This window comes from Crassaminicella indica, assembly GCF_019203185.1.
In the GTDB taxonomy this organism is placed as follows: Bacteria; Bacillota; Clostridia; order Peptostreptococcales; family Thermotaleaceae; genus Crassaminicella; species Crassaminicella indica.
In genome coordinates this window covers 2,617,166-2,638,565 of the sequence record NZ_CP078093.1, presented here as the reverse complement: position 1 = coordinate 2,638,565, position 21,400 = coordinate 2,617,166, and the positions used below count along the sequence as shown (strand labels likewise).

Sequence of the window (21,400 nt, the reverse complement as noted above, 5' to 3'; positions counted from 1 at the left end):
GTAGAAGGATTGTATGTATGAGGCTTTGTCGTTTATTTACTTAAATTTCATTTTATGATAGAATTAGGTTTGTAAATTGCTTAGAAGGATTAAGGAGTGATAAAATATATGGGTAGACACGGAACTATTGTGAACAGAAAAAACAAACAAGATGCTAAAAGAGCTCAGATGTTCACAAAATATGCAAGATTGATTATTGTTGCTGCAAGAGAAGGTGGAGCAGATCCAGAGTATAATGCAGCACTTAAGAATGCAATAGATAAAGCAAAATCTATTAATATGCCAAATGACAATATCAATAGAGCTATTAAGAAAGGTGCAGGTGGAACAGACGGTGATAATTTTGAAAGAATCACATATGAAGGATATGGACCAAATGGTATTGCGGTTATTGTAGAAGCACTTACAGATAATAGAAATAGAACAGGAAGCAATATGAGATACTACTTTGATAAAAATGGTGGAAATTTAGGAACTCCAGGCTGTGTAAGCTTTATGTTTGATAAAAAGGGACAAATCCTTATTGAAAAGAAAGACGAATACAATGAGGATGAACTAATGGAAGCAGCATTAGAAGCAGGAGCAGAAGATTTTATAACAGATGATGAAGCAGTGTATGAAATTTTATCAGCTCCGGAGGATTTTTATGATGTAAAAAATGCACTAGCTGAAAAAGGATATGTATTCTTAGAAGCTGATGTAAATATGATTCCTCAAACAACAGTAAAGCTTGATGATGAAGGACAAATCAAATCTATGAATAAGCTTATAGATATGCTCGAAGATGATGATGACGTACAACAAATCTATCATAACTGGGATTGTGAATAAAACAAATGAAATTAAGTTATTTCAATGGGTATAAGCATGGTGATGTTAAAAATAATAGTAATATTTACCTTAATTGAGATAAATAACTTAGGTGAAAAATACGTTTGAATTATGATATATCACACTTTTTAAAATAATGAAAGGTGTGATATTTTTTATGAAATTAGAACTAGAAGATTTTTTATTTGATTGCGAGTATAGAAAATTATCTCCAAAAACATTAAAGAGTTACAAAAATATTATAACTGATTTTTTGCTGTATTGTAAAAATGAATTAGAAATTGAAAAAATATCAAGAATTAAAAGTGTTCATGTAAAACATTTTTTAAAATCAAAAATTGATAAAGGATGTAAAAGTGGGTATATTAATGTTCTAAAAAGAAATTTAAAAGTATTTTTTAATTTTTGTGAGCAAGAAGAATATATTGTTAAAAATCCGATGAACAACATAAAGACAATCAATGAAAGCAAAGAAATTAAAATTATTTTCAATGATGAAGAAGTTCAAAGAATAATTAATTATTTTGATTTATGTACGTTTTTAAATGCTAGAAATAAAACTATGTTGAGTTTATTTTTTGATACAGGAGTAAGATGTTCTGAATTAATTGATATTAAACTTAAAGATGTAGAAAAAGACAGAATTTTAATAAATGGAAAAGGAAATAAACAGAGATTTGTGTCTTTGAGTGTACCACTCAAAAAATATATAAATAGATATTTAAAAATAAGAAAAGCATATGATAAAACTACAGATAGTGAATTTAGTGATAATCTATTTATCAGCCGAACAGGACAAGCACTTACAGTGAGTGCGATTGAACATATTTTTAAAAAAGTAAAAAAAGAATGTAAAATAAGAGAAAAAGTGAGGTGCTCCCCTCATACTGCAAGACATTATTTTGCAGTAAAATCTTTAGAAATTAATAAAAATATTCATGTTGTTTCCAGATTGCTAGGACATGCATCTGTTCGAGTGAGTTCTGAAAAGCTTTAGCGATGAGCAGAAAAATAAAACCTCCTTTTGATAAAATAGAATAGGTTTCGCCAGTTGATTCTAAAATCAAAGGAGGTATCCTATATGGATAGTACTAGTTTATCACATACAAAATGGAATTGTAAGTATCATATAGTTTTTTCACCTAAATTTAGAAGAAAAGAGATTTATGGAAAAAAGAAAGCAGAAATAGGAAAGCTATTAAGACAGTTATGTGATTGGAAAGGAGTTCAAATAATTGAAGCAAATGCATGTGTTGATCATATACATATGTTAGTTTCAATTCCACCAAAAATGAGTGTGTCAGGTTTTGTAGGCTATTTAAAGGGGAAAAGTAGTTTAATGATATTTGAAAAGTTTGCAAACTTAAAATATAGATATGGGAATAGACATTTCTGGTGTAGAGGACATTATGTAGATACAGTAGGAAGAAATAAAAAGGCTATAAATGTCAAGCTAAGAATGTAACTTTTTGATCATTTAAAAATGTAGTTTTTTACTCAGCATCTTGTTTAAAATGATCTTTTAGTCTATATGATTTTCCACTAATAGAAATAATGTGAGCATGATGTAGAATTCGGTCTAAAATAGCACTAGCTATTATTGCATCATAGAAAACTTCATCCCAATTATTAAAGTTTATGTTTGTTGTAAGGATAGTACTTTTTTTCTCATATCTCATATCTATCAGTTGAAAAAATAGCTTTGAATCATCTTTATCGATTGGAAGGTACCCTAATTCATCAATAATTAACAATTTATATTTAGCAAAATGTTTTAACCTAGCGTCAAGTCTATTTTCTAGTTTAGCTTTCTTCAATTGCTGAAGAAGATCGTGGCATTTTATAAAATATGTACTATATCTTTTTTTAGCTGCTGCAATGCCTATTGAAGTAGCTAAATGTGTTTTACCAACCCCACTAGAGCCTAGAAATACAATATTTTCTTTCGATTCTAAGAACCGTAGAGTTGCAAAATCTAAAATTTGTTGCTTATTAATACTTGGTTGAAAATCAAAGTCAAAATCCTTGATTTCCTTTGTATGAGGGAAAGCCCCTACTTTTACCATTGAACGAATCATATTTGCTTCTTTGAAGTCGATTTCATGGGTTGTCAGTTTAGTAAGTCCTTCTACAAAAGAAAGATTATTCTTGTTTATAAAGTCTATTACATCATTTAGATGTGTAATCATTTGTTTTAATTTCAAGTATTCTAGGTTTTTTACTAATTGTGTGTATGAACTATTCATTCTGGTATATCTCTCCTATCATCTTCAAGTTATTTTTTGCAATCGTTTCTATTTCCTCAAGTGGATTATTTAAAGTCAAAGAGCTAATTGCTACATAATGCTGTGGATGATAATTTAGTTTTTGATTTTTCACCTTATGAATAGTAACTAAATTTGTGTTATAATAAATGTGTATTTGACCATCATATATTTGTAGCTGTAGCTTCTTTCCAATATATTCTGGGGGTACAGAGTATTGGTTTGATTTATAATGAATCATACTTTGAGGATTTACTGTTACAGATACTGTTGTGATTGAATAAAGATTTCTTATTTGTTCCCTAGGAAGTTCAAATAAGGAGTCTTTTTCTTTTTCTAAATGTAAAATGGGTATTTTACCTGTTGCAGTATGACATGTACTATTTATTCTATTGTTAAGCTTTGTTACAAGTTGATTTAATTTATCATAATTTAACATTCCATTATACGCACGTATCTCGTCTAATAGCTTCATTGGAGCTTCTACTTTTGCCTTTGTATTGGGTCTGCCAGCAATACATGGACAAACCTTAAAATTATAGTCGCTTGCAAACTGTTGAAATTTTGCATTTACCTTTCCTTTTGAATAATTGGTTCTTGGTTCATCCATAACTGTTTTCATATTATCCGTTAATAATTCATGTGGGACACCTCCGAAGGTTTCAAAAGCTTCGCTTAAGAAGGATAATAAAATATCTTGTGTTTTACTAAGTGACAATCTATAAACTCTGAATCTTGAGTAAGAAAGGATAATCACAAATATATTTATTTTAATTATCTCACCATCGCTTAATACAAACTCCATGTTCTCCTTCCAATCTACTTGCGCTTGTTGTCCTTTGGACGTTTCATATCTCATAGGGGCAACGCTAGATGCATAATTTTTTCGCCTTTTCTTAAAATAATTATTAAATTCTTCATGCTTAGAAATGTACCTACGAAATGATGATTGAGCACAATCAAGGCTATAATTGTCTTTTAAGAATTGCCATAATACACGCTTATAATAAAATACTTGTATTGATTCATCGCTTAATAATTCTTTGATTATAGGATAAAATCTATCGATTTTGGATGAACTATTTCTTGTAGTGGGCTTAGTATAGCCATTTATATATTTACTAACAGTACGAGCATCAACGCCTAATTCTCTTGCTATTTGGCTTTTATTCACTTTCAAGTTTCCTACCTCCATGAAAGGTTTCAGTTTATGAAGATCTTCTAATGTATTAATTTCTATATTTGTATTTATATTATTTTTTATTATCATAATTACCTCCATTAATTTCAGAGATAATTATATATTGTTTTGCAGTAATTGTGCATTCTTATATGATCATTTTCTTACATTCTTATGTTATCACTTATATGCTGGAAAGTTGCCCTTATAGGGCTTAGGAAAAACCACCTCTAAGCTGGTGGATATTTATTTTAGACAAATACTTTAGTTAGCGTAGGTGAATTGAATTATAAAATTAATGCAGATGTAATCAAAATACTGGTATAATATATATATATTAAAAAAATGAACATAATGCAGAAATAGAATACATAGTAGTATTGGTTATATGACTCCAGACCAATTCGAGAATAATTTAAAGTCAGCTTTTTAATTTGTTAAATTTTTTGTGTCCAAAATATTGACATAAGCCCAACATGTAAAAATAATATAAGGTAATTTAGTTAGTAAGTTTAAAGAGAATATATTATAAATTATTATGAAAAATTGAAAAAATAAAAAATGGGAATTAGACTAACTGTTAGATTTATCTAAAATAAAAAGTTGTAAGCAATGAAACTATTTTTAATAGATATAGGAGGAAAAAGTTTTGAATATTGTAGAACATAGATATATAAAAGAAAATGCTAGAGAAGCAATACAAAAAGCAGAAGAATATAATAATCCTAAATGTCCATTTGTTCGTTCGGAGGATATCAATACAGTTTCAAGCAATTTAGAAAACAAAAAGAAAGAAGTGCAAAGAGGTTCAAGGCATGTTAAAGGTAAAGAATCTTTAGCGGAATATATTGAATTAGAAAAAAAGATAGACAAAGAACTTGAATTATCTAAAGAGCAAGATAACAAAATGACTAATAAAAAATTATAGTAAACTAAGATTTTAACAAAGCTGGTAGGAAATCCAGATTTTTATTTTCTTATCTCTTGGGCTTATGTCAATATTTTGAACACAAAAAGTTTATAGATAAATCAGTTTAATTTCTCGGCTATGCTGCATTTTTAAGTGATTTTTTCCACACCCTAAGGAAAAAGCCCTTAGGAGATGAGATGAATGAGTAGACCAACAATCGTAACAGCAGATCTTCACGGACATTCCATAAAGGAATTGAAAAAATTAAGAAATACCCACAACGTAGCATTAGCACGAAATATACTTACAGCAATTATAATGCTTGCTGAAGGTTATAAAGTTAAAGCAATAGCAGATTTTCTCTTACAATCAGATGTAAATATTTATGTTTATATCAAGCGTTGGAATGCTTTAGGAATAAAGGCACTAGAAGATCGTAGAGGAAAAGTTCCTTCTAATTGTAAAATTACTGCTGAAATGGAAGATGATCTTCTAAAAACAGTTATGCATACTACTCCTAATAATTTTGGTCTATTAGGTCACGTATGGACGGCTCAACTTCTAGCTGACTATCTGTATCAAAACTATGAGGTCAGAGTATGTGCACAAACTATACGTAATATCCTTCACAAAAACAACTTTAGTTTTAAAAGAGCTCAGAAAAAACCAACAAAAGGTGTAAAATCCGAACAGGAAGCCTTTAAAAAAAATGATAGATTTAGTATCTACTGTAGAAAACGACTCTGAAAGTGTTCTATACGTAATGGATGAAACAGGTCTAAGAACCGAATCGGATAATAGGAGAAGTTGGAGCCTTGTGGGGGTATCCCCTATATTAGAAAGTAACGGTTCTCATGAAGGTGTAAATATCATAGGCGCCACAGAAATCACCAAAAATTTTGATACAGTTGCTGATATATACTCAGCTAAACAAAGTATAACCAGCGAGGAAATACAAAGCTTCATGGAATACCTATTAGAGTGTAATCCTAGTAAGAAGGTATATCTTGTTTTAGACAATGCTAGAACACACAACAATGTGAAAATACAAGAGTTTTGGGAGTCAAATAAAGAAAGACTTGTTCTCATCAATACACCTGCTTATTCACCACAACTTAATCCCCAAGAAAATATATGGAACCTGCTCAAAAACAAGATCTTTAATATTGGAGCTAGAGAAAATATAGAAGTGTTGTTTGATGAAATCGCCTCTCTTTATGACCAATTCAATGAAGATAAAGAACTCATAAAATCTATTGTTTATGGCAGAAATTACTATTATAAATTACCAGATATAGGATTATTAGCTGCGTAAATAGTCCTAGAATTTTACCATTATTTGTAATGGATAACTAATCATTAAAAATGGTTTATCTATAACAAATTAAAAAGCTGACTTTAAATTATTCTCAAATTGGTCTGGAGTCATTTATAGATAAGTTAATGAGTTCGTGAAAAAATATAATACGAAAAGAATCCATTCATCTACAAAGTTTATGCCTCCAAATGAGTATTATGAATATTTACAGAATACAAATGAGATGCGCTATAAAAGCTATACTTATGTCCGGCAGAGCGTACCCTTGATATTGAGGGCATGCATGATAGCCTATTAACAAGGCAAGTTCTTTCACTTTTAATGCTGTCTTAAGAGCATTACATCATGCATACAGAGATTCAATGTCAAGGGCAGATCGAGAGTTACATGACAACTTTAGAAAAAGCTGAAATACTATGTGATCTTAAGAAAATTTAAGATAGTGTCCAATAATAGGGGGTTAATCCGTGAGTAACCTATGATTTTTCTTGTATATAAGTCCATTATTGATGCTAGATAACACCAACTATCTTTAATAGTATAAATATAGGTAATATCAGTTACCCACTTTTGATTTATACAAGTAGCTGTAAAGTCTCTTTTGATGATATTTTTACCTATTATTTCATTACACTTAGAAGAATAATGCTTAAATTTTTTATGAACAATTGATCTAATACCTAGCTTTTGCATTAACCTTTGTATTCTTTTTAGACTTACTGACCATCCACAAGATTTTAGTATTTGTCTAATTTTAGGAGCATCGTAACGCTTTTTACTTTTTCATCTCATCTATATCTTTAGGAGTAATAGGTTCTTGATCTTCTACTTTGATTACTTTGTTTTCTTTAATCCATTTATAGATTGTTGTTCTAGTTACACTATATTCACGTTCTAACTCTGATACTGAACTACCAGAGTTATATAATTAAATAATTGTTTGTTTAAAATCTTCGTTGTATCTTTTACCATTAATATTCATACGGACACACTCTTTCATCTAATTATAGTTTATCTTGTTAAACTAAGTGTGTCCATGATTCTATACTAACACCATATTAATGAAGAAACTCGTTCAAAAAGAGGAAAGGGGTTATAGGTTAAACTGAGATTTGGTGTAATGATTTTGATGGGTGGATAGGTAAAATATATTGTAAAAAATTCCATTGTGTAATATAATTGCTTTTAATATATGGTAAATATTGTAAAAAAGAAAGGAGCAGTAATACACTATGGAAGAAATACATAATTCTGAATTTAATAGGTCAGAGCTGATTGAGTATATAAGAACATTAAGGGTAGAAGAATTTAGGAAGATGAACCTCTCATCATTTAAAATCGCTGCATTAATTATTTTTATTATCACTGCTGGGAATAAGCTAGTAACCTTCTTATCAGATATAAATATTAAAAACGATTCAGATAAAATATATGAAATATATATATTTGTATTCTTGTTAATATCTATAAATATTGTTTATAGAATTGGATGGTTTTTAATAAATTCAATTTATCGTCAAAGCACAATAAAAGGTATAAACATAAAGAAATACAGTGAATTAGATAAACAAGTATTATTATTAGGGCATATTATTGAATGTATCTATCATATAGGAGTTGCTTGGGGATATTGGTATTTATATAAGAATATAAATATTGCTAAAGAGATAATTGTACCTCTAATGGATTCTTCAAAATTTATAAGTTCATCATATGTTCTATTAAAAATGGTATTTGTTTCTTATCTTTTCTTAGTTGTAGATGTTACTAGAATATTATTGAGCAAAATATGGGTTTTGTATAGGAACTATTTATGGAAACATAAGGAAGATGAAAATGAGAAAGATATTATTGCTATACTTATAGAAAAATTTGAACTTGAAGAAAATCAAATTGAAAAAATAAGACGAAGAAGAGATTATTTTGAAAACAAAATACCTATAATTGAAAAAGGAGTTTTGATGGTTGAAAGATTTCTATTTATATGCTTAGCTGTCTTATTTCTGTTAATGATGTATATAGGACAGGAATTTGTGTTTCAATATGCAAATATGATTAGAAACTGCGTATATATATTTGGTGTTATTTCTGCATTAGAGTTGATTGGTCTTTATACTTCAAGTAAAATAATATATTCATGGCTAGAGTATTTTGAAAGGAATATTTTTACAGAAAATTTAACAGCAGAGCAGATAATGGATATATTGAATAGTGAATTTATAAATAGGGTTAATGCTGAATTATTTTACTACAGCGATAAATAATAATCATAACTTACTAAAGAGCAGGGAAGAGTTAATGCCCTGCTTGATTTATTTTTTTTGGTATTTTAAATGAAAAAAGTCTTGATTTTTTGAGGTTGGTTATAAAGAAGAAGGGGAAGATGTTTTGAGGTAAACTGAGATTTGGTGTGGGTTTTGATAGACATATTCAAGCTATACAATAAAAGTCTGAATTATGTTTTTTGACACCATTGAAAACAAGGCTAAATTGTGATAAACTTACAAAAAATAGTGTAAATGATATATCATAATTCAGTCCGAAAGATGATGACGTACAACAAATCTATCATAACTGGGATATGCCAGAGGAGTAGAGCATAGCTTATGAATAATGGCAACTAAATTTTTTATAATATTTTTGGAAACGTAAAATAAGACTGCTGCATATGCGGCAGTCTTTATTATGCTTTGATTTGATGCAAAATGTTTTGTGCAAAGCTTTCAGCTTTTTTTTCAATGCTTGGTATGTATTGTACAGTTTTTGGATCATTTGCAGTAGCCATTAAAGTAAAATATGGTGGAAGTCTAAAGCCTTTATTGATATTTAAAGCATCAATGAGCTGCTTTGCAACAGAATCACTTCCAGAGTTTCCAGATACAATCACTGAAAAAAGTGATTTATCATAAAGAGGTGTTTTTCTATAAAGAGAAGTTAATCGATTTATGACAGCCATAAGATTTGCTGATACAGCGTCATTGTAGTTTGGACATAACCATACGATTCCATCTGCTTTTTCGATAGATGGTAAAACTTCTTCTACCATAAAGCCTCCATAGAAACAGCTGCTCTGTTTACTATAATGCAAACAAGTTTTAAAAGAACATCCAATACAGTCTTTAACAGTTCCGTTTTCAACGTGGAGTTCCTTTATTTCATAAGTGGCAAGGTGTTTTTTTACCATGCTCCAAAGCATAAGGGTATTAGAGGTTTTATAGGAACTAGAATGAAGAGCTAGAATTTTAGGCTTAGTAATCAATACAGGGCTATCTTTTATCAATCTGTCAACAAGTTTTTTGCATAGCTTATGGCATATTTCTTCTAAGGATAAATTATAGGTTTTTTGCCATGTTCGGAAGTTATTGAAACTTCCAGTGGCTTCAATCATGGGATGACCTATAAAACGACAGCCTAATTGATTGGCTAAGAAAATAATATTTCTTGCGCTACTTTTTGTATACAGCTCATTAGGACTATGGATAATCATTCCAGCGGTTGCACCAAAGAGTGCATCTATTCCTTTATGATATAAAGCAGAAAGCATTTCAAAGAAAGCATGGTTATATCCTAATTCATTTAGCTGAACGATAAAGAGTATTTTTTTATTTCTCAAATCAGGAAGCTCATGTGGCGATTTTATTGTGGTGGTATCAATGTGACTAGTTGCAGCTTTAACCATTTTATAAAGAGAGTTAGATATTTCCCCGGGAATAATTACATAAAGACTCATAGGATTCTCCTTAAAGATTTAAAGGTATTTTCTAATTTGTTGATTAGAGAATTTGGTAATTCTAATCTTTCTATTTCTATTCCCGTAGGAGTATTTCTATTTTTAGCACCCATAAATACACCCCCCATATAGGTAGCACTATAATGCCAATCTCCCATGATTGTTGCAATTATTGATAAACTTCCAGAAGATAGAGCTGGTGCAATATATGGCTTAAATCCAGTAGCACGTACCTTTAGATTTGCTGTTTTAGCTTTTTCTGTAAGTATATTAGATAATTCTTCATTATAGTTTTGAATGCTATCAGCAATAATAAGTCCTTCACCATGAGGCCCAAAGGCTCGCCCTAGCTTTAAATAGTGCCTTAATTTAGGATCTTTATTTGCATAATAAGCAGCACGTGCGTGCATTACACCAAGCCCATATCCCCTGATTTGGTCGGCTCCTAACCCCTTAAAGTCTAAGTTGCCATCATCATTTTTATTGCTTTCTAAAAATGCAGCTTTACATAATAAATCTACAGGATCAGATACAATTGCAAATATTCCTTTGAAATTTTTTGCTCGTGCCATCTTTGCGTAAGCTTTTACAATTTTTGCATTTCCTTCAAATTGAGCGATTCTAACGTCATTTTTTTCTTTTCCAATAGGTGGCACACCTACAGAAACACAGAAAATAAATAAATCGCAATCAAATATTTTATCTTCAGAGATAATAGATATTTCAGGATATTTTTTTTGCGTAAAAGGAGAAAGAATTTGATTGATTTCATATTCCCAGCGTTTTATATGATTGATATTTTTATCGTAAATACCAATTTTTGAAATCTTTTCTCCTCCTAGTAAACGAAGACCTGTTACAAGCGTTCCTCCTACATCTCCCATACCAGCTATATGAATTCTCCATTGCTCAGGGAATGGAGAATCTAAAGCATTTTTCCAATTTGGATAAGCTGTATTGATGCTTTTAACCTTTCTTTCAATTATTTTTGAAATTAACCAACTGGGCAATGTTTTTTTAGTTTTAGATTTTTGTAGAAGATGAATACCTTCTTTATTTAAAAACGCAAGGGACGGATCTGTTACAGAAAAACTTCTGCGAGAATTTTCAGGATCGATTTCATGCAGTAAATAAATAATTTCTCGGCTTGAGGATGCTTCACTTTCTGAGATTTTTTTCATATTTTTATATTCTTTTTCTGAGATAAATATTTTGTTTTCTGATTTATAATAGTACATATAGCGCCTCCTTATTTATTCAGTATAGCTTGTTCAAGACGATTTAGCTGTTCTAAATCGTTTTGTAAATAATCAGATGGTCCAAAGTTTAAATCATACCTCATATTTTTGCCATGATCTGGACAGCGTGGGGATATAAATACTTCACCTAAGGATGCCAGTGTTAATTTTCTTTCATGGATATTGTGATATTCATTTTCAATAACTGTAGAAATATCTATTGCATTTTGAATACAAATTTTTGATAGTGTGTATTGCGAATTTTTTGAAGCATCTTTAATAAATGTAGGAGATGTGTAAGGCAGTATTAAATTGATCGAAGGTACTAAATTTCTCTGAGGGGTACTGCCTCGCCATACTGTATCTCCTCCAAAAAATGGATACATGGCATTTTCGTTAAACCAAGCTTTTAATTTTGGAATATAATAAGCACTATCTACACGTCTACCTTGTCTTTCCATCAACTCCTTTCCTCTAGCAGAAAGAATGCCTACGATAGTCTTTTTTACTTTTATATTTGCTTTGTTGAGCAATGGATGAATAACATTATTACGATAGCCTTTATGAAGAATATCATCTACTAAAATAATAGGTCTATTGAAGGAGCGAAGCATTTTAATTTGTATTTCAAGGTCTGTGTAGTGTGGAAAAGGTCCTATCATAAAATCCTTCATATCAGGTAAAAATAGTTTTTCAGTATGCAAAGATTTGGTTACAGTGTTTGGTATAATAGTTCTATTGAGTATTGTACCAAAGGGTACACACATATTTGGTCCTAACCTACGAGGAGTTAATGGCGTTGTGGGTACATTGTTTTCTGCACAAATTTTTCTTACAAGAGTATTATGAAGCATATCTCTGTCAAAGGATAAAATAAGATTTCCTGGATAAAGATTTGTCAAAGCTTTTTGAAGTTTTTTTCTGGAACGAAGGATAGCTTCTATTACTTTTTTATTGCTTCTAAAGGGTTCTTTAATGATTGTTTCCATATCTAAATTTAATGTACAAGGAGAACTCATATTTACAACAAAAACAGGATGGTTCTCATTACTAAAAGAAAGTTTTTGAAAACCTTGTATTTTTAATATTTCTTCTAAAGACAAAGAGGTATAATCCTTTAGCATATTATAAAAAATAGCATATTCATAATCCTTAGCCAAGCAAAAGGACAAAGTCTCAGTTAGTAGAATCTGCTCCATTCTTTCTTGATTTTTTAAAGGAAGTGTGAAAATGCCATCAATAATGACAATTCGCCCTTGTGAGTGTTCCCGAATATATTCAGAAACCCTGCTGTCTTTTAAGTCATAAAATAAGCTGCTAAGCTGTACCCGGTGGTAGGCTGAAAAACCTATAATTTTTCCATGATCCTTCATATCTTTTATTACTAATAATCTAGCTGAAGGTTTTTTAAAAAACTGAATAAATTTTTCACGAGCATCTTCAAAATCTTTACAAACCTCATATGATAATTGATTAATGAGGTCCATATCCATATGTTCAATAAGGTCAATTTCTATAGACATATCCTGCATAAGTGTTTTGTATTGAGGTTCTCTTCGGTAAAAACCATTTTCATATATATATTTTTGTGCTAGAGGATCAACAATACTAGAAATATCTCTATTATCATTTATATAGCTGCGTAGCTGAATAGAACCAATTTCGTTATATTGTGAGGGGAGAGATAAAACGGTAACTTTTCCATTAATTTTATTTATAGCTGAAGTAAGAGGAATATGGTTCTTTTTAACAGGTAAAAGATGATTTCTTTCGAAAATGATGTGGGGGAAAGTGTGTATAGAACCTTCAAATTTGGGGCTTTGATAACTTGTAGCATTTAAAATCACATCACTTCCTACCACTATGTGTACTTCAGAATAAGGAAAATTATTTTTTAATTGCGATAAATCCTCTGGGTTTCCAAGATTTGTAGGAAAGTCCTCAGGATATATATAAATATTCAGTTCATCAGCAATAGACATATTTACAATATTCTTTCTAAGAAGATGAGGAAGTGTCTGCTTTGACCAAGAAAATTCATCAATAGCAAGATATACCTCAAATCCAAGATCTCTTACAGATTTTGCAATTTGTTTGTGGCTTAAGGAAAATGGATCAAATGTGCCAGGGAAAAAAGCTATTTTTTCAGGAATTGGAAGATCATAATTACCCTTAAAGAATATATAATCAGAAATAAATCTATATATATGATGTAGTGCTGCAGCATTTCCTAAAAATAATAATGTTTCTTCTTGATTATCTGTAAGTAATGTGAGAATTTTTTTAGCGATAAATTGAAAAATATGATTTTTTTCAGAAAAACTTAGATAATTTGATCCAAATATTTCTTTACCAATGACTGAAAAAGCTGCTTGTTTTACTCTAGGGTTATAACTAACAAGACCATTTAATAAAATACCAAGCATTTTTTTTAGGCGATTTTGGAAAATTTCTTCATCTTCATGAAATAATAGTGCATACTTTGGATAATTAGCAATAGCAACGCCAAGGGTTTTTAAAAGCAGTGAACTAAGGATCGTGCTTGATTGTTTGATTTTTTCCATAAATTCATCAATTAACTCATCTAATTCTACTGGTTGAAGCATTAATATTAATTGACCTAAAAATGGAGGAATATATTCTGCAAACTGGTAATTATCTATTTCAAGGGCACTTAATAGCTCAACAGCTACTTCATTTCTTTGTTCAAAGGATAAATAATGAGCAATTTCTAAAATAGCTTCACCAGCTCGTGTTCTGATTTGATCTGATGCACTCATTTTTAGTAAGTTACAAAAATGAAGGGCTGTTTGAAGTCCATTATTTTCAGGATCATTAAGAGCATATTCTAATAATACTTCTGTTTGAACTTTTTTTATAATTGGTTCTATTGCTGCTTTTAAATTACTTAAAAACATAGAAGTTATTTTATTTTTATCTATTTTAAAAGAAGAAGCATGCTGCATTAACATATCGTTATTTAAATTGATTGCAATTTTTAGCTTTAGGAAATTTTCTGTTGTATAGTTTGATAAAGCTCTTTTATTTAAAAGGATTGACGAAATTTTATCCATTAATACATTACTGCTACGAATATGGCTGATCAATCTATAAGTAGTTTCTAAAGCAGCAATTCTTAGTGAATCATTTTTTTCCTGAAGCATTTCAAACAAGAATTCAAATAAACTGTCAAATCGTGAATCGTTATGGATTATAGGGATATATTTCAATGTTTCAAGAAGATAAAAGGCTATTTCTTCTCTTTGATAAATATTTTTATTATAATATGTCAAAAGCAAATCGATATAATTGTCTGCTTGAGGAAGAAAATGTTTATTATGCTTTGCTTTGCTATGTTTAAATAAAGATGCAACCATAGTACTCAAACTATAGCCAATCCATTTTTGATGCTTTGGAATTATTTTGTGATCAGGAAAAATAAAAAGCTTTAAATATTTTTTTAGTAGTTCGAGACTAGTTGTATCTGGGGGAAGCAAACTCACATTTTCTGGTACTTCTTTGCGGTAGACTTCATCAAACATAGCAATTAAAGCACCTATAAGCTTTGCACAGTGTTTTCTTATATCATCTTCTGGATGAATTAAGTTTTCATATAAAAAATTTAAAGTGATCAGCTTTTGCTTTTGAGTTAAATAAGTAGAATATTCTTCAAATATTCTTAGATATTCACGAAGATTTGTCCAGTCTTTTTCGCTGCGTGCTGATTGTAATATAGATTCAAGAGCATATTCGTTGCGAAGTAAATACATCAAATGAATATTATGATGAATAGAAAGATATTTTACATTATGGATAATATCTTTTCCTTGCATCAACGCATAGTGAAATTTCTTTTTTTTATGCTCTATTGGGTACATTAGTACTTTAGGATTAGGGTTTATATGAATACCTAAATGAATCATATAATCTTCAAAATCTTTTAGCTTTGCATATACACGACGATATCTTTTTTCTTTTTTTGTATTTACATTATCAAGCTTTTCTAAAATTACTTTGAAGGATTCTGAAAGACTATATATATGCATAGCAAATTTTCCGTTTTCATCTTTATGATTTTTGACACGGAAATCAGAGTAAATCAATATAAGAGATTCTAATGATAAATTTTCTAATTCTAAGTCCCATACAGAATGATTTATGGCAATGTGGCGAATATAAACAATATGCTGGTTTGAAAACCATAAATCAGTGTAATAATAATGAAGATAAGGAACTCTATGCTGTTCATCTTTTTTGCAACCATATTTGCCGATATCATGTCCAGCTGTAGCACCAGATACTCTTCCTAAATCTATAGGTAGACCGCTTTTTTTTAGTTGTCTAGCAATAAAAAGAGCAAGATAGTGTACACCGCATATGTGATCTATAGTATTGTACCCTGCTACTTCATGATTCAATTTCATCATTTCATATACATAGTTATCATGAAATGCAGTTAAAAATTGTTTATATTCTGTAGGGTCCTCAAGATCATTGATTTCTTCCTCTGTTAAAAAGATCAATGGATATTGACTTTGCCAAGTAGAGTCCTCTGCAAATTTTTGAAAATCTGAGATGATTCTTAAAATCTCTAAATACAAATAACAAGCAGGATCAAGATTTTTTTTAAGAGGAATTTCTACTGCATGAGGAAAAGATTTTTCTAAAGTAAATTGATAAATATAATAAAGCCAATTATCAGGAGCGTGTTCTTTTGCTATTTGGTTTAGTATATTTTCACATAAATTTAGTACAGCTTTACAACTATAGTCTTGATTATCTAGCATGTACTTTATTTTTTCTAAAAAAGAAAAGTCTACAATATGTTTTTTTATTGATATTTTATCTAATGATAATTTTTCTAACCAGTGAAGATTTAATAATTTGCTAGAAATTTTATCATATAATTGCATAATTGCTGCATTTTCCATAAATACCTCCTTGAAATCACTTTTATTGCTATAAATATTATATCGTAAAATACAGAAATTTTGTATAATATAGATTGGTTAAAAGGATTAAATCTTTTAACCTCATGAGAACTGTAGTATAATTTAAATTACTATTATCATGATCAGAGGAGAGAAATTATGAGAAATACAGATGCGATAATCCTTAAAAAGGCAATTATTCATGTATTAGATAGAAATGGAGATGTTCCTATACTTACAGATTTTGAACAGGAAATCAATGAAGATATTCATGAATTTTTAGAAAAACATATTATTAAATCTTTGCAGGATGAAGAAAATAGAAAAGGAAAATTTCGTGGTGGACTAAGTGTTGTAAAGGAAGCTTGCTATAATATATTTAAAAATGAAGAAAGCTTTATAGATGCTTCAAAAGCTATCGCTGAACAATTATTTAAGGCTATGAAGAGTAATAATAATATTTCTTCTTGTGATTTGGTGGTTTGTTTATATACAGCAGAGGATAAAGATTATATTGGAATTTTAAAATTAGATTATAAAAAATCGTTTATTCATGATGTAGAATTTGTTGATGATAAATTAAAAGTTTCTATCATTCCTCAGACAATAGGTCTTCCTGGAATGAGCCAAAGATTGCAAAAATGTGCTTTTATAAAAGCGGCAGATGAGAATGATGAGTATGATATGATTGTTTTAGATAAACAAATATATGGGAAAGATGAAGATGGTGAGATTGCACAATTTTTTATAAATGATTTTTTAAACTGTGATGTTTTATTAGATAGCCGAGATAAGACAAAGATCTTTAAAAGAGCAGCAGAAAAATGGACAAGAAAAAATTTGAAAGAAGATATTGACAAAGCACAGGAGCTACGAGAAGAAGTTATTTCTTCTTTTAAAAATTGCGCAGAAGTAGACATAGAAAAGTTTAGCCAAAATGTTTTTGGAAATGATATAAAAATGCAAGAAAATTTTATCAATCATATGGATCAGGAAGGATTAAAACTTGAAGCTTTTGAAATTGATAAATCTTGGGTTGAAAAGAAAATGAAGAAGAGAATCATGAAAACAGATACAGGCATAGAGATCAAGGGAGGATATGAAGATTTTGAAGATAGAATGAAATTTGAAATAATAAGAAATGGAGATGGAACCATCAATATTATGATAAAAAATGTAAGAAGGCTTCAAGAAAAATAAGGAGGATAAGCTATGTTGAAATTTTTAAACATTTCTAAGCAAAATATTACAGCGATAAAAGGGATACCAGTAAACATGAATGCACATTTTATTACTGATAGTTCTCAAGCTTGGATTTTTAGTAATATTAGAAAAGAAGAGGGAATTTGTGAAATTTATATTCATTATATATCTCCAGAAAATAATAAAAAAATGATGATGGAACAGCCTTTATGGAAAGGATACATTGATACAGAACTTCCAAATGAAGAAATGAAAGAAAAATTTTTTGAAAATATATGTGAACCAATTATTCATGTTATTGTAAATATACATGAAAATTATAAGGATTTATCAGATGATTTATTTCATTTTATTTATGGATCATTAAAGAAAAACAATCCAAATATAAGCGAAATAATTGTTGACAGATTTATTTATTCGGAAATAATAGAAGCAGAAGAGGATAATATGTAAGGAAGATAAAAATATTTAGATAAAGATAGAGAGTTTTAACTTTTGTGCGTAAGCTTCTTTTTTTATAATAGGGAGCTTTACGCACTATTTTTATTTAGATATAAATTTTTAAATAAACATTTGATAATATGCAGGAATAAAAAATCAATAAATGAAAAATTCACAACAAAAAGTTAGGATGTATAAAAAATATAAAAAAAGAAAAAATACAAAATAAAATTATAAGGAAGAAATATGAAATAAATTTCATTATATGTAAGGAGCAATTTAAATGAATTCTATAAAGAATTTAGGCGCATTTGGTGAGAAATTTGCAACGGAATATTTAAGAAAATCTCAATATAGAATTGTTCAGTCTAATTATCGATGCAAACTCGGAGAAATAGATATTATTGCATATAAAGATTATACGTATATATTTGTTGAGGTTAAAACAAGAAGTAATCTAGCTTTTGGCAGACCTATTGAAGCTATAAATGCGAAAAAGAAAAAGCATTTATTGAAGGTAGGACAGTACTATATGCAGGTTTTTAAATTAGAAGATTATAATTTTAGATTTGATGCTATAGAAGTTATTGTTTTTCCTTCGAAACCTCCTAGTGTAAACCATATAGAAAATATAATCTTATAAATATTGTAATGATTATAAAAGGATCAAAGAAATGAATTGATAAGCTTGCTTTAAATTTTTGAGTTTACATAAAGGAGGTATTTAATTGTTATCTAGAGTGTATAGTTGTGTATTAAAAGGATTAGATGGTAATATTACAGAGGTTGAGGTAGATATATCTAATGGGTTACCAGCTTTAATTATTGTAGGATTACCAGATGCAGCTGTCAAGGAATCAAAGGAAAGAGTAAGATCTGCAATAAAAAATTCTGGATTTGATTTTCCTATGAAGAGAATTACTATTAATTTGGCCCCTGCAAATACAAAAAAAGAAGGAACACATTTTGATTTACCTATGGCATTAGGAATTTTAAAAGCATCAAATCAAATAGCGAGTGAAGAGACTAAAGAATTTGCTTTTATAGGGGAATTGTCATTGAATGGGAGTTTAAATAAGGTTACTGGAGTATTACCCCTTGTTATTGCACTCAGAAGTCAAGGAATAAAGAAAATTATATTACCGAAAAGAAATGCAGAAGAAGCGGCAATGATTAAAGATGTTGAAATCTATCCGTTTGATAATCTAAAAGATATTGTTAAATATTTTCTGGGGGAATTTATTGTAAACCCCTATAAAATAGATAGAAAAAAGAATAGTTATAGCGGTAATGAACGAGAAGATTTCAAAGATGTGATCGGACAGGAAATGGTTAAAAGAGCATTTCAAATTGCAGCAGCAGGGGGACATAATATACTAATGATTGGACCTCCTGGATCAGGAAAAACTATGTTGGCTCGCCGTCTACCAACTATACTTCCTTCTATGACATATGAAGAAATGTTGGAGGTTACAAAAATATATAGTGTTGCAGGAGAATTGGCGGATGATGCAGCTTTGATGGAGGTAAGACCTTTTCGCTCTCCACATCATACTATTTCAAGTGTTGCACTAGTAGGAGGAGGGAGGGTTCCTAAACCAGGAGAAGTATCTCTTGCTCATTATGGGGTATTGTTTTTAGATGAATTGCCAGAATTTCAACGAAGTGTCTTAGAAATGTTAAGGCAGCCTATTGAGGATGAAGTTGTTACTATTTCAAGATTAAATACTACTCTTACCTATCCATCTAAATTTATTTTAGTGGCTAGTATGAATCCATGTCCGTGTGGGTATTATGGAGATTTATTCCATGAATGTACTTGTACTCCGTGGCAAATCAAAAAATATTTATCTAAAATTTCAGGACCTCTATTAGATAGAATAGATATGCATATAGAGGTTTTTCCGATAAAGTATGAAGAATTAACAACAGAAAAACAATCAAAATCTTCTTTAGAAATAAGAAAAGATGTTGAAAAAGCAAGGCAAATTCAACTTGAGAGATATAAAAAATATAATATTTTATTCAACTCTCAGTTAACTCCTAAAATAATGAAGGAATATTGTAAATTAGGTTCTGAAGAAAAAGCATTAATGGAAGAAGCCTTTAATAAATTAAAGTTGAGTGCAAGGGCTTATAATAGAATTATAAAGCTGAGCAGGACTATTGCAGATTTAGAAGGTAGTACTAAAATTGACACAACACATATTGCAGAGGCTATTCAATATAGAAATCTAGATAGGAAATTTTGGAGCCAATAGAGGATGGATAAAATGAATGAAAAAGAATATATGGTTTGGCTACATAGTATAGATGGTATAGGAAATAAAACTTTGGAAAATTTATTAAAAATTTTTGGGAGTGCTGAAAATATATTTAAAGCACCTATAGAAAAGTTTAATCAATTCAGAGGAATAAATAAAGCAATTGTTAATAACATAGTAAAAAACCGTAATCCTTATTATATCAATGAATTGATGAATAAAATAAAAAAGCATAATATTGAAATAATAGGGAGGAATAGTAAAGAATATCCAGAAAACTTAAAGAATATATATAATCCTCCTTATTTATTATATAAAAAAGGAACGATATTAAAAAAAGATGAAAATGCAATAGCAATTGTAGGATCAAGAAAGGCTTCATCTTATGGCAAGTATGTAGCTTATAAGCTGGCTAGTGATTTAGCGAAAAAAGGAATTGTGGTTATTAGCGGAATGGCCTATGGTGTAGATACTATGGCTCATAAAGGGGCATTAGAGCATGGTGGAAGAACGATTGCTGTTTTGGGATGTGGACTAGATACTTGTTATCCGAAAGCGAACTATCATTTAATGTTAGAAATTGAAAAAAGTGGAGCTGTTATATCTGAATATAGCATTGAAACAAAGCCCTTGCCTGGAAATTTTCCAGTTAGAAATAGGATTATAAGTGGAATGTCTAAGGGAGTGATAGTTGTAGAAGCAAGTATAAATAGCGGCTCTTTGATCACTGTAGAGTTTGCCCTTGAACAAGGAAGAGAAGTATTTGCTATTCCTGGTAATATTAATAGTTCACTAAGCGCGGGAACAAATAAACTTATAAAAGAAGGTGCAAAGCTAGTAACAGATATTGAAGATGTTTTAGAAGAACTTCATATAGAGATCGATGAAAAAGAGGAAAATCAAATACCTCTTAGTGCTTTAGAATCAAAGGTATATAATGTGATTTTAGACAAACAGCCAATCCATATAGAGTTACTTTTAAAAGAATTAAGTTGGAATGTTGATAAAGTTAGCAGTATTATTACTGTTTTACAGCTTAAAGGATTGGTAGAGCAGTTACCAGGAAAACTATTAATAGCAAAGTAATTTT

At 29.6% G+C, this 21,400-nt stretch carries 17 protein-coding genes and 3 pseudogenes; 12 read left to right on the top strand and 8 right to left on the bottom strand.

Features of this window, described 5'->3' with window-relative positions; translation table 11 throughout:
* Positions 1-108 precede the first annotated feature (108 nt).
* The 3 genes and pseudogenes from KVH43_RS12610 to tnpA all read left to right on the top strand — a co-directional run.
* Positions 109-831, top strand: a complete 723-nt coding sequence (locus KVH43_RS12610) for a YebC/PmpR family DNA-binding transcriptional regulator (RefSeq protein ID WP_218284172.1) — start codon at positions 109-111, stop codon at positions 829-831.
* Between the two features lie 157 nt (positions 832-988).
* Positions 989-1,828, top strand: coding sequence for a tyrosine-type recombinase/integrase (locus KVH43_RS12605; protein WP_218282867.1), 840 nt, complete (start codon positions 989-991; stop codon positions 1,826-1,828).
* An 84-nt stretch (positions 1,829-1,912) separates the two neighbouring features.
* Positions 1,913-2,290 (top strand): annotated as a pseudogene (tnpA, locus tag KVH43_RS12600) (IS200/IS605 family transposase); the annotation flags it as partial.
* Between the two features lie 34 nt (positions 2,291-2,324).
* Here the strand turns inward: tnpA and istB are convergent.
* Both istB and istA read right to left on the bottom strand, forming a co-directional pair.
* On the bottom strand, positions 2,325-3,077 hold the full coding sequence (gene istB, locus KVH43_RS12595) for an IS21-like element helper ATPase IstB (RefSeq protein WP_218282866.1): 753 nt from the start codon (positions 3,075-3,077) through the stop codon (positions 2,325-2,327).
* Positions 3,070-4,365, bottom strand: coding sequence for an IS21 family transposase (gene istA, locus KVH43_RS12590; protein WP_218282865.1), 1,296 nt, complete (start codon positions 4,363-4,365; stop codon positions 3,070-3,072). Before istA ends, istB begins: the two co-directional genes overlap by 8 nt.
* A 559-nt stretch (positions 4,366-4,924) precedes the next feature.
* Here istA and KVH43_RS12585 point away from each other — a divergent pair.
* From KVH43_RS12585 to KVH43_RS13325, 3 genes are all read left to right on the top strand, one after another.
* Positions 4,925-5,203: a hypothetical protein gene (locus tag KVH43_RS12585; protein WP_218282864.1), complete on the top strand. Its 279-nt coding sequence runs from the start codon at positions 4,925-4,927 to the stop codon at positions 5,201-5,203.
* 183 nt (positions 5,204-5,386) lie between these two features.
* Positions 5,387-5,932 carry a helix-turn-helix domain-containing protein gene (locus tag KVH43_RS13330; protein WP_255547756.1) on the top strand — a complete coding sequence of 182 codons (546 nt, stop codon included), beginning with the start codon at positions 5,387-5,389 and terminating at the stop codon, positions 5,930-5,932.
* Positions 5,895-6,500 (top strand): IS630 family transposase, encoded by a 606-nt coding sequence (locus KVH43_RS13325; RefSeq protein ID WP_255547769.1) that lies wholly within the window; start codon positions 5,895-5,897, stop codon positions 6,498-6,500. Before KVH43_RS13330 ends, KVH43_RS13325 begins: the two co-directional genes overlap by 38 nt.
* A gap of 417 nt (positions 6,501-6,917) precedes the next feature.
* Here the strand turns inward: KVH43_RS13325 and KVH43_RS13475 are convergent, their stop codons facing one another.
* The 3 genes and pseudogenes from KVH43_RS13475 to KVH43_RS13465 form a co-directional block, all read right to left on the bottom strand.
* Positions 6,918-7,082, bottom strand: a complete 165-nt coding sequence (locus tag KVH43_RS13475) for a DDE-type integrase/transposase/recombinase (protein ID WP_420829656.1) — start codon at positions 7,080-7,082, stop codon at positions 6,918-6,920.
* A gap of 84 nt (positions 7,083-7,166) precedes the next feature.
* Positions 7,167-7,274: pseudogene (locus KVH43_RS13470) on the bottom strand (IS3 family transposase); the annotation flags it as partial.
* 4 nt (positions 7,275-7,278) lie between these two features.
* A pseudogene (locus KVH43_RS13465) lies at positions 7,279-7,413 on the bottom strand (IS3-like element ISBce13 family transposase); the annotation flags it as partial.
* Positions 7,414-7,735: 322 nt separating this feature from the next.
* Between KVH43_RS13465 and KVH43_RS12570 the strand changes: the two are divergent.
* Positions 7,736-8,767, top strand: a complete 1,032-nt coding sequence (locus tag KVH43_RS12570; RefSeq protein WP_218282863.1) for a hypothetical protein — start codon at positions 7,736-7,738, stop codon at positions 8,765-8,767.
* A 419-nt stretch (positions 8,768-9,186) separates the two neighbouring features.
* On the opposite strand, the gene KVH43_RS12565 is transcribed toward KVH43_RS12570, so the two are convergent.
* From KVH43_RS12565 to KVH43_RS12555, 3 genes are read right to left on the bottom strand one after another with little or no spacing between them, the layout of a single operon-like run.
* The gene (locus KVH43_RS12565) at positions 9,187-10,233 is read right to left on the bottom strand and encodes a flavodoxin family protein (RefSeq protein WP_218282862.1); all 1,047 of its coding nucleotides are present in this window, start codon (positions 10,231-10,233) and stop codon (positions 9,187-9,189) included.
* Positions 10,230-11,471 carry a Rossmann-fold NAD(P)-binding domain-containing protein gene (locus KVH43_RS12560; protein ID WP_218282861.1) on the bottom strand — a complete coding sequence of 414 codons (1,242 nt, stop codon included), beginning with the start codon at positions 11,469-11,471 and terminating at the stop codon, positions 10,230-10,232. The genes KVH43_RS12565 and KVH43_RS12560 overlap by 4 nt, the downstream gene beginning before the upstream one ends.
* A gap of 11 nt (positions 11,472-11,482) precedes the next feature.
* The gene (locus KVH43_RS12555; RefSeq protein WP_218282860.1) at positions 11,483-16,402 is read right to left on the bottom strand and encodes a nucleotidyl transferase family protein; all 4,920 of its coding nucleotides are present in this window, start codon (positions 16,400-16,402) and stop codon (positions 11,483-11,485) included.
* Between the two features lie 159 nt (positions 16,403-16,561).
* On the opposite strand from KVH43_RS12555, the gene KVH43_RS12550 reads away from it, so the two are divergent.
* The 5 genes from KVH43_RS12550 (at position 16,562) to dprA (ending at position 21,396) form a co-directional block, all read left to right on the top strand.
* Positions 16,562-17,602 carry a nucleoid-associated protein gene (locus tag KVH43_RS12550; protein ID WP_218282859.1) on the top strand — a complete coding sequence of 347 codons (1,041 nt, stop codon included), beginning with the start codon at positions 16,562-16,564 and terminating at the stop codon, positions 17,600-17,602.
* 12 nt (positions 17,603-17,614) lie between these two features.
* Entirely contained in the window at positions 17,615-18,058 is a 444-nt protein-coding gene (locus tag KVH43_RS12545) for a hypothetical protein (protein ID WP_218282858.1), read from the top strand.
* Between the two features lie 271 nt (positions 18,059-18,329).
* Positions 18,330-18,689: a YraN family protein gene (locus KVH43_RS12540; protein WP_218282857.1), complete on the top strand. Its 360-nt coding sequence runs from the start codon at positions 18,330-18,332 to the stop codon at positions 18,687-18,689.
* Positions 18,690-18,774: 85 nt separating this feature from the next.
* Positions 18,775-20,307: a YifB family Mg chelatase-like AAA ATPase gene (locus KVH43_RS12535; protein WP_218282856.1), complete on the top strand. Its 1,533-nt coding sequence runs from the start codon at positions 18,775-18,777 to the stop codon at positions 20,305-20,307.
* 3 nt (positions 20,308-20,310) lie between these two features.
* Entirely contained in the window at positions 20,311-21,396 is a 1,086-nt protein-coding gene (dprA, locus tag KVH43_RS12530; protein ID WP_218282855.1) for a DNA-processing protein DprA, read from the top strand.
* Positions 21,397-21,400: the final 4 nt, after the last annotated feature.